Origin of the sequence: Actinomadura sp. NEAU-AAG7, assembly GCF_018603865.1 — a bacterium.
GTDB lineage: Bacteria > Actinomycetota > Actinomycetes > Streptosporangiales > Streptosporangiaceae > Spirillospora > Spirillospora litoris.
Genome location: NZ_JAHFZY010000013.1, coordinates 19,238 through 34,580, shown reverse-complemented (window position 1 = coordinate 34,580; position 15,343 = coordinate 19,238). Strand labels below are relative to the sequence as shown.

Annotated in this window: 15 protein-coding genes; 12 read left to right on the top strand and 3 right to left on the bottom strand. The window is 75.0% G+C overall.

The window, feature by feature from the left end:
- Positions 1-36 precede the first annotated feature (36 nt).
- Genes ruvX through KLI87_RS38480 form a run of 3 tightly spaced genes read left to right on the top strand, consistent with a single transcriptional unit; the run spans position 37 to position 2,500 of the window.
- Positions 37-495 carry a Holliday junction resolvase RuvX gene (gene ruvX, locus KLI87_RS38490; RefSeq protein ID WP_156221851.1) on the top strand — a complete coding sequence of 153 codons (459 nt, stop codon included), beginning with the start codon at positions 37-39 and terminating at the stop codon, positions 493-495.
- Positions 492-1,655: an endolytic transglycosylase MltG gene (mltG, locus tag KLI87_RS38485; RefSeq protein ID WP_156221767.1), complete on the top strand. Its 1,164-nt coding sequence runs from the start codon at positions 492-494 to the stop codon at positions 1,653-1,655. Before ruvX ends, mltG begins: the two co-directional genes overlap by 4 nt.
- Positions 1,628-2,500: a shikimate dehydrogenase gene (locus tag KLI87_RS38480; protein ID WP_308166548.1), complete on the top strand. Its 873-nt coding sequence runs from the start codon at positions 1,628-1,630 to the stop codon at positions 2,498-2,500. The genes mltG and KLI87_RS38480 overlap by 28 nt, the downstream gene beginning before the upstream one ends.
- A gap of 19 nt (positions 2,501-2,519) precedes the next feature.
- Here the strand turns inward: KLI87_RS38480 and KLI87_RS38475 are convergent, their stop codons facing one another.
- Entirely contained in the window at positions 2,520-3,899 is a 1,380-nt protein-coding gene (locus KLI87_RS38475; protein ID WP_214620939.1) for a prenyltransferase/squalene oxidase repeat-containing protein, read from the bottom strand.
- Positions 3,900-4,052: 153 nt separating this feature from the next.
- On the opposite strand from KLI87_RS38475, the gene KLI87_RS38470 reads away from it, so the two are divergent.
- The gene (locus KLI87_RS38470; protein WP_214620938.1) at positions 4,053-4,739 is read left to right on the top strand and encodes an HIT family protein; all 687 of its coding nucleotides are present in this window, start codon (positions 4,053-4,055) and stop codon (positions 4,737-4,739) included.
- A gap of 15 nt (positions 4,740-4,754) precedes the next feature.
- On the opposite strand, the gene KLI87_RS38465 is transcribed toward KLI87_RS38470, so the two are convergent.
- Both KLI87_RS38465 and KLI87_RS38460 read right to left on the bottom strand, forming a co-directional pair.
- Positions 4,755-5,696, bottom strand: a complete 942-nt coding sequence (locus KLI87_RS38465) for a carbohydrate kinase family protein (RefSeq protein ID WP_214620937.1) — start codon at positions 5,694-5,696, stop codon at positions 4,755-4,757.
- Between the two features lie 7 nt (positions 5,697-5,703).
- Positions 5,704-6,201, bottom strand: coding sequence for an NUDIX domain-containing protein (locus KLI87_RS38460; protein ID WP_156221775.1), 498 nt, complete (start codon positions 6,199-6,201; stop codon positions 5,704-5,706).
- Positions 6,202-6,754: 553 nt separating this feature from the next.
- On the opposite strand from KLI87_RS38460, the gene infC reads away from it, so the two are divergent.
- The 8 genes from infC to pheT all read left to right on the top strand — a co-directional run bounded on the left by infC (position 6,755) and on the right by pheT (position 15,033).
- Positions 6,755-7,324, top strand: a complete 570-nt coding sequence (gene infC, locus KLI87_RS38455; protein WP_214620999.1) for a translation initiation factor IF-3 — start codon at positions 6,755-6,757, stop codon at positions 7,322-7,324.
- A gap of 281 nt (positions 7,325-7,605) precedes the next feature.
- Entirely contained in the window at positions 7,606-7,800 is a 195-nt protein-coding gene (rpmI, locus tag KLI87_RS38450; protein ID WP_156221776.1) for a 50S ribosomal protein L35, read from the top strand.
- A gap of 70 nt (positions 7,801-7,870) precedes the next feature.
- Positions 7,871-8,248, top strand: a complete 378-nt coding sequence (rplT, locus tag KLI87_RS38445; protein WP_131736762.1) for a 50S ribosomal protein L20 — start codon at positions 7,871-7,873, stop codon at positions 8,246-8,248.
- A 34-nt stretch (positions 8,249-8,282) separates the two neighbouring features.
- Positions 8,283-9,116, top strand: a complete 834-nt coding sequence (locus KLI87_RS38440; protein ID WP_156221778.1) for an RNA methyltransferase — start codon at positions 8,283-8,285, stop codon at positions 9,114-9,116.
- Between the two features lie 250 nt (positions 9,117-9,366).
- Entirely contained in the window at positions 9,367-9,936 is a 570-nt protein-coding gene (locus KLI87_RS38435; RefSeq protein ID WP_214620936.1) for an STAS domain-containing protein, read from the top strand.
- Between the two features lie 301 nt (positions 9,937-10,237).
- Entirely contained in the window at positions 10,238-11,302 is a 1,065-nt protein-coding gene (locus KLI87_RS38430; protein ID WP_308166547.1) for a HAMP domain-containing sensor histidine kinase, read from the top strand.
- Between the two features lie 132 nt (positions 11,303-11,434).
- Entirely contained in the window at positions 11,435-12,544 is a 1,110-nt protein-coding gene (gene pheS, locus KLI87_RS38425; protein WP_156221780.1) for a phenylalanine--tRNA ligase subunit alpha, read from the top strand.
- On the top strand, positions 12,544-15,033 hold the full coding sequence (gene pheT, locus KLI87_RS38420) for a phenylalanine--tRNA ligase subunit beta (RefSeq protein WP_156221782.1): 2,490 nt from the start codon (positions 12,544-12,546) through the stop codon (positions 15,031-15,033). Before pheS ends, pheT begins: the two co-directional genes overlap by 1 nt.
- The last annotated feature ends 310 nt before the right edge of the window (positions 15,034-15,343 follow it).

The following is a 15,343-nucleotide window of genomic DNA, read 5'->3' as shown; positions in this document are numbered from 1 at the left end:
GAGCGCGTGCCCGCCCCGGCCGGGGCGGGCGGAGCGATGAGGCCGGGCGTCCGGCTCGGGGTGGACGTGGGGACCGTCCGCGTGGGCGTCGCCCGCTGTGACCCGGGCGGGATCCTCGCCTCGCCGCTGGAGACGGTGAAGAGCGGCAAGGGGGACGTGGACCGGCTCGTCCGGCTCGCCGCCGAGCACGAGGCGATCGAGGTCGTCGTCGGCCTGCCGACGTCGCTGTCGGGCCGGGAGGGCCCGGCGGCGCAGGCGGCGCGCAGGTTCGCGGCGCGGCTCGCGGGCCGCCTCCCGGACGCGGAGGTCCGCCTTTACGACGAGCGGCTCACCACGGTCACGGCCGAGGCGGGCCTGCGCGCGGGCGGCGTGCACGGTCAGGCGCGCCGCCGCGTCGTCGATCAGGCCGCGGCCGCCGTCCTGCTTCAAGCGGCTCTTGACGGGGAACGGTTGACTGGGCGCCCCCCAGGCGAGATCGTCCGGGGGAGCTCATGAACGATTTGGACCTTTTCTCCGATCCCCACGGGGACGGCCCGCAGCCGGAGCGCCAGCAGCCCGGCCGGCGGGCCCAGCGACGCGTGCGCAAGAAGCAGCGCAGGCGCAAGGGCAGCGGCCGGGCCGCCGCGCTGTTCGCGATGGCGTTCATCGTGGCCGTGTTCGGCACCGGCGGCGTCCTCGGCGCCGCCTGGCTCGACAACAAGCTCCACCCGCCGGACTACAAGGGCGCCGGGAGCGGCAAGGTCACCGTCCAGATCAAGGACGGCGACAGCGGCTCGGCGATCGGCACGACGCTCCAGGAGCACCGCGTCGTCAAGAGCGTCCGCGCGTTCGTGAAGGCCTACGGCAAGGAGACCAAGGCGTCCTCGATCCAGCCGGGCTTCTACCAGATGCGGCTGAAGATGTCCTCGTCGGCGGCGATGGCGCTGCTGCTGGACGCGAAGTCCCGCGCGGGCAACCAGGTCACGGTCCCCGAGGGCCGCCGCGCCATCGAGGTCTACCAGTTCCTGTCGAAGAAGACCGGCATCCCGGTGAAGGAGTTCCAGACGGCGGCCAAGGACGGGGCGGGCCTCGGCCTCCCCGCCTACGCCAAGGGGAACGTCGAGGGCTACCTCTACCCGGGGCGCTACGACCTCGACCCGAACGGCTCGGCGAAGCAGGCCCTCAAGCTCATGGTGGACCGCTTCCGCAAGGAGGCGGAGTCGGTCGGCCTGGAGGAGAAGGCGAAGGCGGCGGACCTGAGCCCGGGGACGGTGCTGACGCTCGCGAGCCTCGTGCAGGCCGAGGGCGGCCGACCGTCGGACTTCCCGAAGATCTCGCGGGTGATCTACAACCGGATCAAGACGGGCATGCCGCTCCAGTTCGACACCACGGTCCTGTACGCGCTCAACAAGCGCACGCTGGACGTGCGCAACCGCGACCTGCAGGTCGACTCGCCCTACAACACCTACAAGCACAAGGGGCTGCCGCCGGGGCCGATCTCCAACCCGGGGCCGGAGGCGATCGAGGCGGCGGTGACGCCGGAGAAGGGCGACTGGTTGTTCTTCGTCGCCACCGACCCGACCAGAAAGATCACCAAGTTCGCCTCGACGGAGGCGGACCGGCAGAAGCTGGAGCAGGAGTTCCGCGAGTGGCAGCGCAAGCACCCGGGCAACTGACGCGGGCGGAGCGGGAGGACGGCGCGGTCCGGCGGGCGGCGGTGCTGGGCTCGCCCGTCGCCCACTCGCTCTCGCCGGTCCTGCACCGGGCGGCGTACGCGGCGATGGGCCTGGACGCCTGGTCCTACGAGGCGGTCGAGTGCGGCGAGGACGGCCTCGCCGCACTCCTGGACGGGCTCGGACCGCAGTGGGCGGGCCTGTCGCTGACCATGCCGCTCAAACGGGTCGCGCTGGAGCTGGCGGACTCGGTGTCCGACCTCGCGGCCGGCGTCGGCGGCGCCAACACGATCGTCCTGCGGGAGGGGCGGCGGTACGCCGACAACACCGACGTCCACGGGATCACGGCGGCGCTCGCCGAGGCGGGCCTCTCGGCGCCCGGCTCCGCGCTGGTGCTCGGCGGCGGCGCGACCGCCGCCTCGGCGCTGGCGGCGCTCGCCGGACTCGGCCTGGACGAGGCGGTGCTCGCCGCCCGCGCCCCCGCGCGCGCCGCCGAGGCCGCCGCCGTGGGGGAGCGGTTCGGGCTCGCGGTCCGGGTCGTCCCGCTGGACCGGCTGGCCGAGCACCTCCCGGCCGGGCTCGTGGTCTCGACCCTGCCCGGACGGGCCGCCGACGCCTACGCCGAGCCGGTCGCGGCCTCGGGCGCGGCGCTGTTCGACGTCGTCTACGCGCCGTGGCCCACCGCCCTCGCCGGTGCCGTCGCGGCGGCGGGCGGGACGGTCGCGGGCGGCTTCGGCATGCTGCTGCACCAGGCGGTCCGGCAGGTGGCGCTGATGACCGGGTGCGAGGACGTCCCGGTGGAGGCGATGCGCGCCGCCGGGGAGGCCGAACTCGCCCGCCGCGCCTGATCCCCGCGCGGGTCGCGGGTCAGGTCGGGTCGAGCGGCGGGTCGCGCGAGCCGCGCCGCCGCTTCAGCGACTCGTCCACCATCGCCAGGACGATCGGCAGGATCACGCTCAGCCAGAAGTCCCGCCAGCCCCATGCCCCGGCCGTGACGCCGAGCGCGCTGCCGAGGCAGATGAGCGCCAGCAGCAGCGCCGACCAGTGCCGCCGGACGAGCGCCACCGGCTCCAGCCGCCGGTGGTGCGGCAGCAGCGCGGCGAGGGGCAGCTCGCGCGCGTGGGCGCGCTGCACGATCGTGGCGTCCGGCAGCCAGTGCAGCACGTCCGCGCGCCCCGCCAGCGGGATGCGGGTGAGTGCGACCAGGCTTTCCAGCCGCCACCACAGCGTCCACAGCGAGGTGCGCCCGCCGCCGGGATGGCTGTTCCAGCGGGGGCCGGTGACCTCGCCGCGCGCGAGCGCGCGGAACACGCGGGCGACGGCGGGCCCGCGCGGGCCCCGCGGGTCGCGCAGCAGCGCGACCAGCGCGATCGGCAGGCCGTAGTGCCACAGCGCGAGCCGCCAGACGGGCCCCGGTCCGGTGCCCGGCGGGGAGACGTCGTAGGTCTCGATCCAGATGTGGTCGTCGGCGCCGTCCAGCCGCGCCGCGAGCCAGTCGTGGGCGTCCAGCAGCCGCTCGGTCGCCAGCTCCGGACGCGCCTCGGCCAGCGTCACCAGCACGAACGCCGTGTGGGTGACGGTGGGCGCGGCGGGCGGGGTCGGGCCCCAGCCGGGGCGGTGCGCGGTCCGGTCGGCGGTCAGCCACTCCACGCCCCGGTCGACCGCCGGGTCGTGCGGGTTGAGCTGGCTCAGCGCCCGCAGCGCCAGGCATGTCAGCCACACCCGCGAGGGGCAGCCGAGCAGCGAGCCCCAGCCGCCGTCGGGGTTCTGGTTGCGCAGCAGCCACCGGTAGGCCCGCCGCAGGTCGGGCGCGTCCTCGCGCAGGTCGCAGCGGGCGCGGGCGAGGAACCTGGCGATCCAGCCGGTGGCCTCCACGACGGGCATGCCGAGGCTCGTGCGGGTGGCCCAGCCGCCGTCGCGCAGCGCGTCGTCGGAGGCGGCCTGCCGCGCGGCGAGCAGCGCCAGCCCCTCGTGGAAGTACTCGAAGGGCCTTCCGGCCTCCACGAACGCCAGCAGGCCGAGGGCCGTCGCGGTCGTCCCCGGCTCGGGCCGCGTGAGCTCGTGGTACCAGCCGCCGCCCGCGCCGAGCGCGGGCGCGTAGGTGTCGCGCAGCACGTCGAGGGACTCCTCCAGCCGCGTCGCGAGGACGGCCATGTCGATGACGGCCCCGGTGACCGGGAACGGATCGTCCGGACGGGCGCCACGGGTGGCCTGCGGAAGCGGGGGTTCTGGGGGAGACTGGTGCACGGTATCGCCTTCTGGATGTTTTATGCCCGCCCGGCCAGGCTTTGTACCCCGTGGGTTCCATGTCTGTATCGGTGTCCGCACAGATCGGGTCGCCCGGCCACCGGGCACGCTGGGAAGGGCAGATCCCGTGCGGCCCCCGGCGCAGGAGGACGGTTGGCCGAGCCATCGACTTGGAGCCCGCCCGTCCGCGACTGCGTCCTGTGCCCGCCCCTGCGGTTCCGCGTCAACGCCGCGGCCGGGCTGCCCGGAGACTCCGCCGTGCTCGCCCGCGACCCCGGGTTCCTGCTCATCCCGGACGTGGCGCCCCTCGCCGCCGGCCACCTCCTCCTGGTGACCCGGCGCCACCACCAGTGCGCCGGGGCGTTCGGCGCCCCGCTGTGGGGATCGGCCCTCCACTGGCGCGACCACGTCTCCCGCCTCTACGAGGCCGCCTACGGGAGCGGCGACCTGGTGCTGTTCGAGCACGGCCCGGCGACGTCCCAGGGCGGCGGCGCGTGCGTCGACCACGCGCACTGGCACCTCCTGCCGGGGACGCCGGGCGTCCGCGCGGTGCTGGAGGAGCGCGGTCTGCCCGGCGCGCCGGCCGGGCACGCCGCCCTGCGCGCCCGCTTCCGGGCGGGCCGCTCCTACCTGCTGGTCGAGGAGGAGGGCCGCGCGACCGTCCACGCGGGGGACGGCGTGCCGAGCCAGTTCCTCCGCTGGGCCTTCACCGCCGCCACCGGCTCCGGCGGGCCCTGGCGCTGGCAGGAGACGTTCGGCCTGCCCGCCGGCAGGCGGCGCTTCCTGCGCACGGTCCGGGACATGCGGCGGGCCGCCGCCGTCCAGGCCGCGCGGCACTGACCACCGGCGCCGGGGTCAGCGCCGCGACAGCCACCAGTACAGCTCGCTCGACGCCAGCCGGTCGCCGAAACCCGCGCGCTCCATCCCCGCCCCGTACCCGGACGGATACTCCAGCAGAAGCCGCTCCCGCTGGTAGGCCAGCACATACTCCAGCGACGTCGCCCCGAACCGCAGCAGCCACAGCGGACGGCCCGGCGCGGCCCGGTCCAGCGCGGGCAGCAGGTCCCGCATGCCGCCCGACCCGGTCGGCGGCGCGACCCCGAGCAGCCGCGCCACCGTGGGCGCCTCGGTGAACACCACGTCCGCGAGCGAGAGCGCCGGCAGCACGTCGGCCGCGGGCAGCCGCCCGTCGATGTCGTGCGGGACGAGGTCGAGGGCGACCAGCGTCCCCGCCTCCCGCGCGACGCGGGCGGCCGCGCGCAGCGCCGCCCGCGACACCGGCGACAGCAGCGCGTACCCGTCGACGAACAGCGCGTCCGCGCGGCGGATCCCGGCGGACGCGGCGCGCACCTCCGACTCGGTCAGCCGCCGGCCCGGCGCGTCCTCCGCCGCCACGAGCAGCCGCACCCCGGGGCCCTCGCCGTCCGGGCGGTCCCGCACCATCACGGTCACGCCGTTCGGCGCGCCCTCCTCCACGCGCAGCCGGTCGCGGACGCCCAGCCGCCGCAGCTCCCGCCGGATCACCGGGGTGAACGCGTCGTCCCCGACCTTGCCGAGGACGCTCACCCTGCGGAAGTAGCCGACCGCGCACCGGGCCAGGTTGACGGCCGTCCCCGCGACCAGCGCCCGCGCGGGGGCGTAGGACAGCCGGTCCGCGGTCAGCTCGCCGAACCGCGCGTCCGGCAGGGACGCCCGCGCCTCGATCCGCACCTCGCCCACGACGAACAGCGAGAAGCGGCGGCGCGGCGCGCCGTCCAGGCCCGGCGACCGGGCGGGCGAGGGGTCCCGGGCGTCCATCGGCGGCTCAGCCGGACCGCGACAGGTAGGCCCGCATCACCGGGCGCAGGCTCGGGATGAGCGCGTACCCGGCGACCTCGGCCAGCGGCACCCAGGCGCACTCGGCCAGATGGTCGCCCGGCTCCTGGTTGCCGAGGTCGGCGTCCAGCGACAGCGGGCGGCAGCGGCGGGCCGTCGCCACGACGCGGATCCGCGCGTTCCGGGCCCGCGCGCCGCGGTCGGGCATGAACCACTGCCACAGGTGGAAGGGCGGCCCCGGGTCGATCTTGAGGCCGACCTCCTCCCAGACCTCCCGGCGGACGTGGTCGTCCAGGTCGAGGTCGTCCTCCACCTCCAGCCGGCCTCCGGGCACCTCCCAGCGGCCGGGGTGGAAGGGGTCGTCCGCCGACTTGCGGACCAGCAGCAGCCTGCCGTGGGCCTCGATGAACGCCTTCTGCGCGAACTGGAGCCTGACCGGGGACCCGGCGGTGAGGGGGCCGGGGGCGCCGGCCTTGACCGAGGGCATCGCGGGAAACCTCCCTGGTGCCGGCCCCACCGGGCCGTCATCCGCCCTACCGTAACAAGCCCCGCCCCCCGCGCCGAGAGCCCTGCCGGGCCAGAAGAACCTCACCCGCCCGGGCACCGCCACGAGGGAATGGTCCGCCCGCGCGGCCGGTTGTAGACGGCGACGTACCCCGGGACCGCGACAGGCGCGGGATCCCGCGAGACGGCGGACGAGCAAGGGACGAACCGGACGAACGAGGAGCGAACCGGCGGGGCGCGCCGGGGCTTCGCAGGTGGTAGTCTTGGAGGCCGACCGGCCCTGTGCGCGCGATCGAGGCGATCAATCGTGCGGGGCGCTCAAGCGGAGGCCACCTCCCACCTGACCGGCCGTGCGGCCGGTGGGTCTCGGTCCGGCGAAACGAGCGTCGCGCGCTCGTCCCGCCGTCGTCCCCGGGCGGTTCCACCGTACGGGGAGACCGAAGGTGGCCCCGTACGTGAGTCGTGCGGGGCTTTTCGCGTGAGAGCCTCGGGGTACGACCGGTCTACGAACTTGAGAACGGCCCCAAGGAGGTCCCATCAGCGCCGAACCGCGTATCAACGACCGCATTCGCGTGCCCGAGGTCCGGCTCGTCGGCCCGAACGGCGAACAGGTGGGCATCGTGCCCATCGCCAAGGCCCTTGAACTCGCGCGCGAGTCGGATCTCGACCTCGTCGAGGTGGCGCCGACCGCGCGCCCGCCCGTCGCCAAGCTCATGGACTACGGCAAGTTCAAGTACGAGTCCGCGATGAAGGCGCGTGAAGCGCGGAAGAACCAGGCGCACACGGTCATCAAGGAGATCAAGCTCCGCCCGAAGATCGACCCGCACGACTACGAGACCAAGAAGGGTCACGTGGTGCGGTTCCTGAAGGCAGGGGACAAGGTGAAGGTCACGATCATGTTCCGTGGTCGTGAGCAGTCCCGTCCCGAGCTCGGCTACCGGCTGCTCCAGCGGCTCGCCGACGACGTCGAGGAACTCGGCTTCGTCGAGTCGCGGCCCAAGCAGGACGGCCGGAACATGATCATGGTGATCGGTCCGCACAAGAAGAAGGCGGAGGCCAAGGCCGAGCGCGCGGCGAGCCGCGAGCAGGACGCCGGCACCGCCTGACGGCCCGGCCGGGGCCCGCCCCCGCGGGGAGCTTCGGCGGAGCCGAGCACCGGGAGACCGGCGGCGACCCCGGGGATCCGGGGCGACGCGGGGCGAACCGGCCACCAGGGCCCGCCTCTCCGGGCGGGTCCGTCTCACGCCCCCGCGGTTTCGCGGGGTCGTGACGCACGTACATTGAAGCCTGACCCGGCGCGTCACACGGGGTTCCGTGCGATGCGCCGATTCAGGCGCGCCACCGTGCCGCCGCGCGGGGCCACACAGCGAGGGAGACGACGGCGACCATGCCGAAGACCAAGACCCACAGCGGTGCCAAGAAGCGGTTCAAGCTGACCGGCTCCGGCAAGGTGATGCGCCGCCGCGCCAACAAGAACCACCTGCTTGAGCACAAGCCGACCAAGCGGACCCGCCGCCTGTCCGGCCCCGCCGTGGTGGCCCCCGCGGACGCGAAGAACATCAAGAAGCTGCTGCGCAAGTAGCACCCGACCGGCAACATCAGCGACCGGCCGAGGCCCGGATGGCCCCGGCCCCCACGAAGGAGTCCATCACGTGGCACGCGTGAAGCGGGCGGTCAACGCCGCCAAGAAGCGTCGGGTCGTCCTGGAGCGGTCGAGCGGCTACCGCGGCCAGCGGTCGCGCCTGTACCGCAAGGCCAAGGAGCAGCAGCTCCACTCCATGACCTACGCCTTCCGGGACCGCAAGGACCGCAAGGGCCAGTTCCGCCGGCTGTGGATCCAGCGGATCAACGCCGCCGCCCGCGCGAACGGCATCACCTACAACCGGTTCATCCAGGGCCTGAAGGCGGCCGAGGTCGAGGTCGACCGGCGCATGCTCGCCGAGCTGGCCGTGAACGACGCCGCCGCGTTCGCCGCCCTCGTCAAGGTCGCCAAGGACGCGCTCCCGGCCGAGGGTTCGGAGGCCGCCTGAGCCGGGCGACCGGCATCCAGGCGATCACAGTGACATGGCGGGCCGCGAGCTGACCTCCCTCCGATCACCACGGGTGAAGGCCGCTCGCCGGCTCGCCAAGCGCGCCTTCCGGCGCCGCGAGGGCCGGTTCCTCGCCGAGGGCCCGCAGGCGGTGCGGGAGGCGCTGCGGATCCCCGGCGGGCTCGCCGAGCTGTTCACCACGGCCGAGGCCGAGGCGCGCCACCCCGAGCTGGTGGCGGCCGCCGAGCAGGCCGGCGCGCCGGTGCTGCGCGTCAGCGGCGAGGTCATGGCCGAGCTGGCGCAGACGGTCACGCCCCAGGGGCTGCTGGCCGTCTGCGGGTTCCTCGACGTCCCGCTCGGCACGGCGCTGGAGACCGGGCCCGAGCTCGTGACCGTGCTGGCGCACGTCCGCGACCCCGGCAACGCCGGGACGGTGCTGCGCACCGCCGACGCGGCGGGCTCGGAGGCGGTCGTGTTCACCGACGCCTCCGTCGACCCCTACAACGGCAAGTGCGTGCGCGCCTCGGCGGGCAGCCTGTTCCACCTGCCGGTCGTGGTCGGCCCGCGCTTCGACACCCTCGTCCCCGAGCTGCGCGGCGCCGGGCTGACGATCCTCGCCGCCGACGGCGCGGGCGAGCGCACGCTGGACGAGGGCATCGACGACGGCCTCCTCGCCCGGCCCACCGCCTGGGTGTTCGGCAACGAGGCGTGGGGGCTGCCCGAGGAGATCCTCCGGCACGTGGACGAGGTCGTCCGGGTGCCGATCCACGGCCGCGCCGAGAGCCTGAACCTCGCGACGGCCGCCGCCGTATGCCTGTACGCCTCGGCGCGGGCGCAGCGGTCGCAACGGGAGCGTTCCCGCAGCTGACGGCATGTGACGAGCGTTACGCGGACGCTTGCGCTGGATTCACTGCGTTCCGTGTTCGGATGGCCGCAAGCGGTCGCCTCCGAACTGATTTCTCCGGGTGTGACCTGCGAAGATGGTGCCTCGCGACGGCGGGGCGGGGGTCCGGCCGGCGCGGCGGGCCCTCGTCCCCAGGTAGGAGCGGGATACCGGCCCGGCGAGGGATTTGCACGTTCCAACGGGTGCTTACCGTGGTTGACCAGGGGCGGCGACGATGCCGCGCAGAGTGGGGGCGAACGTGATGACCGAGGAGACCAGGGCGGCCAGGAGGCCGGGCCGGCGGGGGCCGGAGTTCAGGTGCCGTGCGGGCGTGCCCGCCGGGGCCGCCGCCTCCACCGTGCCCGCCGCGTCCGCCGTGTCCGCCGAAGGCGCGCCCGCGGCGCGGCCCGGCGCGGCGGGCCCCGCCGTGACCGCCGCGGTGGGCACCGGCCTGACCATCGAGACCGCCCAGGTCCGCGGCGACACCGCCGTCGCCGCCGTGACCGGCGAGATCGACCTGCACACCGCCGACACGCTGCGCGCCCGCCTCATCGAGATGTACGGCGCGGGCTTCCGCCGCCTCGTCGTCGACTTCGCCGCCGTGCCGTTCTGCGACGCGGCCGGGCTCGGCGCGCTCGTCGCCGCGCACAACCAGGTCTCCGCGTCCGGCGGCGAGATCGTCCTCGCCGGTGTCCGCCCCGCGCAGCTGCGGCTGCTGCGCATCACCGGCCTGCACCGGCTGTTCGCCCTGCACCCGGACGCCGACCGCGCGCTGACCGAGGGCCCGCCCAGGCGCGCGAGCTGATCCCGTCCGTCCGGCACCGGCGGTTCCCGTCCTCGGGCCGCCGCCCTGCTCCGCGGCCGCGCCGCGAAACGATCTCGATCGGCGGGGACGCGGTCGAACCGTCGCGGGGGCGGCCCGCGTACTTCCTGGTGAGGACGTCCACGGCGGGGCGCGCACCCCGCCCGGTGGCTACAAAAGCCTTGCCGCAGGGCGTTTTCCGGGTCCCGCGAGGGGCCCGAGTCCAGATAGAGTCTCTTCTCGACAGGCCACGTCCCGACCGGTGTTTCTGGAGGCCGCAGTGGGCGGAGATCGACCTCCCCGCGTGGCCGCGCGCGCGCCGGCGGGCGATCCGGCCGACGACCTGCCCGACGGCCTGCTCGTGGCCGACCGGGACGCCCGCGTCGTGGTGTTCAACGCCGCCGCCGTCCGGATGACCGGGGTCGAGGCCGGCGCCGCGCTCGGCGCCGACTTCCGCGACGTCCTCCCCCTGCACGACGCCGAGGGGCGCGACTGGTGGAAGTGCCTGGCGCCCTACGAGGGCCTGGCCACCCGCACCCGGCACCCCGAGCGGGTGCTGTTCCTGCCCGGCGGCACCGAGCTGCTGGTGACCGCCGCCTACCGCCGCGACCAGCGCGGCCGGGTCGAGCGCTTCACCGTCTCGCTGCGCGACGCCGCGCACCGCGCCCGCCAGGAACGCGACCGCGCCGACCTCGTCTCCACCGTGGCGCACGAGCTGCGCTCCCCGCTGACCAGCGTGAAGGGCTTCACGGCGACGCTGCTCGCCAAGTGGCACCGCTTCAACGACGACCAGAAGCGCGTCATGCTGGAGACCGTCAACGCCGACGCCGACCGCGTCACCCGGCTCATCACCGAGCTGCTGGACGTCTCGCGCATCGAGGCGGGCCGCCTGGAGATGCACCGCCAGGTCGTCGACCTGCCCGAGGAGGTCCGCAAGGTCATCGCCGGGCGCGTCGCGGCCGGCGAGCCCGAGGACCGGTTCCGCTTCGAGACGCGCGGCGAGCTCCCCGAGATGTGGCTCGACCCCGACAAGGTCGACCAGATCCTCGGTAACCTGGTCGAGAACGCGGTGCGGCACGGAGCCGGCACCGTGACGATCGTGGTGGAGCCGGACGCGCACAAGGAGGGGGCCGCCGTGTCGGTGCGCGACGAGGGCGAGGGCATACCGCCCGAGGCCGTCCAGCGCGTGTTCCGGCAGTTCTGGCGCGGCCCCGGCGGCAACCGCCGCGGCGGCACCGGCCTCGGCCTCTACATCGTGAAGGGCCTCGTCGAGGCGCACGGCGGCGTGATCACGGTGCGGCGCGCGCCCGGCGGCGGCGCCGAGTTCCGATTTACCGTGCCCGCCGGGGCCCCCGACTACGCGAGCTGATCCGGCCGACGGCCGGAGCCGCGGTACCGGGCCCCCGGGGGGCCGCGCTGAGCGCGCACGAGCTTTCCGGATCCTTTCCGCCCGCGCACTAGACTGCGGGCGTCCCACGCCGACCGGAGTTATCACACCACCATGTCTGCACCCAACAAGTCCTACGATCCCGTCGAGGTGACCGCGTTGAGCCCGCAGGAGCTGGAGCGGGCCCGTGACGAGGCGCTCGCCGCCATCGCCGCGGCCGGCACCCTCGACGACCTCAAGCAGGTCCGCCTGGCGCACGCCGGCGACCGTTCCCCACTGGCGCTCGCCAACCGCGAGATCGGCGCGCTGCCGCCCGCGGGCCGCGCCGAGGCCGGCAAGCGCATCGGCGCCGCCCGGGGCGCGGTCGGGCAGGCGCTCAAGGCGCGCCAGGCCGAGCTGGAGGACGAGCGCGACCAGCGCGTCCTCGTCGAGGAGACCGTCGATGTCACGCTGCCCTGGGACCGCGCGCCCCGGGGCGCCCGGCACCCGCTGACCACCACCCAGGAGCGGATGGCCGACGTCTTCGTCTCCATGGGCTTCGAGGTCGCCGAGGGCCCCGAGGTCGAGGCGGAGTGGTTCAACTTCGACGCCCTGAACTTCACGCCCGACCACCCCGCCCGCACCATGCAGGACACCTTCTTCGTCGGCTCGGAGGAGACGGGCCTGGTGATGCGCACCCACACCTCGCCGGTGCAGGTCAGGTCGCTGCTGTCGCGCCCGCTGCCGGTGTATGTGGTGATGCCGGGCAAGACGTTCCGCACCGACGAGCTGGACGCCACGCACAGCCCCGTCTTCCACCAGCTGGAGGGCCTCGCCGTCGACGAGGGCCTGACGATGGCCGACCTGCGCGGCGGGATCGGCGTGTTCGTGGAGGGCATGTTCGGCGAGGGGCTGAAGACGCGCTTCCGCCCGTCCTACTTCCCGTTCACCGAGCCGTCGGCCGAGGTCGACATGCAGTGCTTCGTGTGCCGGGGCGCCTCGGCCGAGCCGGGCGGCGACCCCTGCCGGACGTGCAGTTCGGAGGGCTGGATCGAGCTGGGCGGCTGCGGGATGGTCAACCCCCGGGTGCTGGTGGCCTGCGGCGTCGACCCGGAGCGCTACAGCGGCTGGGCGTTCGGCCTAGGCGTCGAGCGGACGCTGATGTTCCGGCACGGTGTGGAGGACATGCACGACATGGTGGAGGGCGACGTCCGGTTCACCCTCCCGTTCGGGATGGAGATCTGATGCGGGCGCCGCTTTCCTGGGTGCGCGAGTACGTCGAGCTGCCCGCCGGGGTCACCGGCCGCGACCTGGCCGCGAAGCTGATCGCGGCGGGCCTTGAGGTCGAGACCGTCGAGCGGGCGGGTGCCGACCTGACCGGCCCGCTGGTCGTCGGCCGGGTCCTGGCGATCGAGGAGCTCACCGGGTTCAAGAAGCCGATCCGCTACTGCCAGGTGGACGTCGGCCAGGCGAACGGCACCGGCGAGCCGCAGAACATCATCTGCGGCGCGACGAACTTCGCCGTCGGCGACCACGTCGTGGTCATCCTGCCGGGCGGGGTGCTGCCGGGCGGGTTCGAGATCGGGGCGCGCAAGACCTACGGCAGGCTGTCGGAGGGGATGATCTGCGCGGTCGACGAGCTGGGCATCGGCGACGACCACGCCGGCATCCTCGTGCTGCCGCCCGGCACGCCGCCGGGCACGGACGCGGTGGAGCTGCTCGGCCTGCGCGACGACGTCCTCGACATCGCCGTCACGCCCGACCGCGGCTACGCGCTGTCGATCCGCGGCATCGCCCGCGAGGCCGCCACGGCCTACGGGGTGCCGTTCAAGGACCCGGCCGAGGTGGAGTTGCCCGCCGACACCGGCGAGTCCTACCCGGCGAGCATCGGCGACCCGTCGGCGTGCGACCGGTTCGTGCTGCGCGAGGTGCGCGGGTTCGACCCGGACGCCACGACCCCGATCCGGATGCAGGTCCGCCTGCACCGGGCCGGGATGCGGCCGGTGTCGCTGGCCGTGGACGTCACCAACTACCTGATGCTGGAGCTCGGGCAGCCGCTGCACGCCTTCGACCGGTCCAAGCTCACCGGCCCGATCGTGGTGCGGCGCGCCGCGCCGGGCGAGGCGCTGGAGACCCTCGACCACGCCAAGCGGACCCTCGACCCCGAGGACGTCCTCATCACCGACGCGTCGGGGCCGATCTCGATGGCGGGCACGATGGGCGGCCTCGCCACCGAGATCGACGACCGGTCGGCGGACATGGTGATCGAGGCGGCGCACTTCGACGCCGTCGGCATCGCCCGGATGGCCCGCCGGCACCGGCTGCACAGCGAGGCGTCCTACCGGTTCGAGCGCGGTGTCGACCGCGAGCTGCCGCTGTACGCCTCCTACCGGGCGGCGCGGATGCTGGCCGAGCTGGGCGGCGCCGAGATCGTGCCCGGCGTGACGCACGCGCAGGCACCGGTGGAGCCGGTCACGGTCACGATGTCGGCGGGCCACCCCGGGCGGGTCGCGGGCGTGGCCTACCCGCCGGACGCGGTCGTCCGGCGGCTGGAGGACGTCGGCTGCTCCGTGGCGGGCGGCACCGGCGAGGGGGAGGTGCTGACGGTGACCCCGCCGTCGTGGCGCCCCGACCTCGTCGACCCCAACGACCTCGCCGAGGAGGTCATCCGGCTGGAGGGGTATGAGGACATCCCGGTCCGCGCGCCGCGCCCCTCGAACGGGCGGGGGCTGACGCTCCAGCAGCGGCTGCGGCGCCGGGTGGGCCGCGCGCTCGCGGGCGCCGGGTACGTCGAGGTGCTGTCGTTCCCGTTCGCCGCCGAGAAGGACTGGGACGACCTCCAGCTCCCGTCCGGCGACGAGCGGCGCACGGCGCTGCGGCTCGCCAACCCCCTCTCCGAGGACGAGCCGCTCCTGCGCACGACGCTGCTGCCCGGACTGCTGCGCGCCCTCGTCCACAACGTGGGGCGCGGCTTCGGCGACGCGGCGCTGTTCGAGATGGGCCTGGTGTTCCGCCCCCGCCCCGACGCGCCGGGCCGGGCGCCGCGCCTCGCGGTCGACCGCGGGCCGACGGCGGAGGAGGTCGCCTCCGTCGAGGCGGCGCTGCCCGACCAGCCGCACCGGGTGGCCGTCGTGCTGTCGGGCGACCGGGAGCCGTCGGGCTGGTGGGGCCCGGGCCGCCCCGCGCTGTGGGCGGACGCCGTCGAGGCGGCCCGCACCGTGGCCCGCGAGGCCGGGGTCGAGCTGGAGGTGCGGGCCGACCGGCACGCGCCGTGGCATCCGGGGCGCTGCGCCGCGCTGTACGCGGGCGACGTCCTCGTCGGCCACGCCGGTGAGCTGCACCCGCGCGTCACCAAGGCCTACGGGCTGCCGCCGCGCACCTGCGCGATGGAGCTGGAGCTGCGCCGCCTGGGCGAGCCCGCGGCGCCCCGCGCGCCGCACGTGTCGACCTACCCGGTCGCCACCCAGGACGTCGCGCTCGTCGTCGACGCGGACGTCCCCGCCGCGCGTGTCGCGGCGGCGCTGCGCGAGGGCGCGGGGGAGCTGCTGGAGGCGATCCGGCTGTTCGACGTCTACACCGGCGAGCAGGTGGGCGAGGGGCGCAAGTCGCTGGCCTACACGCTGCGGTTCCGCGCGCCCGACCGCACGCTGACGGCGGAGGAGGCGACCCGGGCCCGCGACGCGGCTGTCGCCGCCGCGGCTTCTGGGACCGGCGCCACGCTCCGCGGCGCCTGACGGCTGAGGAGGGCGGCCCCGCGCGGGGCCGCCCTTTCGTCTCCGCTGACGCGATTTGCGTCCCGGTGATGGTTCGGGTAAGGTGACCGCGTCACATTGCCGCCCGGCAGGGGAGTCCATTGAGGATCTGAGGTCCGACACCGCGCGACGGCCGTTCACCGGCCCGCGCACGTGACCTCAGCCGTGGACCTTCGTCCCCGCCGGGCTTTCGCATGTCATGACGGCCTCGCCCGCCGCCATGGCCTCCCGCCCGCCGGCCGCGTCGCGCGCCCCACGCGGTGTCTCCATGTGTTCCGCCAATCGCTCGCCA